This is a genomic window from Acidiphilium acidophilum (genome assembly GCF_033842475.1).
In the GTDB taxonomy this organism is placed as follows: domain Bacteria; phylum Pseudomonadota; class Alphaproteobacteria; order Acetobacterales; family Acetobacteraceae; genus Acidiphilium; species Acidiphilium acidophilum.
Genome location: NZ_JAWXYB010000020.1, coordinates 1 through 501, shown reverse-complemented (window position 1 = coordinate 501; position 501 = coordinate 1). Strand labels below are relative to the sequence as shown.

1 protein-coding gene is annotated in these 501 nt (G+C 65.1%); it reads left to right on the top strand.

Features of this window, described 5'->3' with window-relative positions; genetic code table 11:
* A partial coding sequence (locus SIL87_RS19975; protein WP_456304841.1) for a hypothetical protein occupies positions 1-501 on the top strand: 501 nt, incomplete at both ends.

The following is a 501-nucleotide window of genomic DNA, read 5'->3' as shown; positions in this document are numbered from 1 at the left end:
TATTGGCCGCTGATGCTGGTCGGCTATACCGTCAATCTGCTCTCGGTGCCTCTGCTCGCCTTCGCCGGCGCGTGGCCTGTTGCTTTCGTGCTGCTGATCACCGAGCGGCTCGGCCGGGCCATCCGCGCCCCGATTCGCAGCGCCATGCTGTCGCACGCAGCCAGCCGCACCGGCGCGGGCTGGGCATTCGGTCTCCACACCGCGCTTGATCAGACTGGCGGCATGTCTGGCCCCTTGCTGGTTGCGCTGCTTCTGGCACTTGGAGCTGGCTACCGGCACAGTTTCGCGATACTGATCGTGCCGGCGGTGATCTCACTTGCGTTGTTGGTTACTGCGCGCCGGCTTTATCCCAATCCACGGAAACTCGAACTGCGCGTCATCCGGGCCGAACTTGCCGCGTGGCCAGGCTTCGGAAGGCCGTTTCGGATCTATACCATCGCGGCCGCTCTGGTCGCTGCGGGCTTCGCCGATTTCGCGCTGATCGGCTTCCACTTCGCGCGC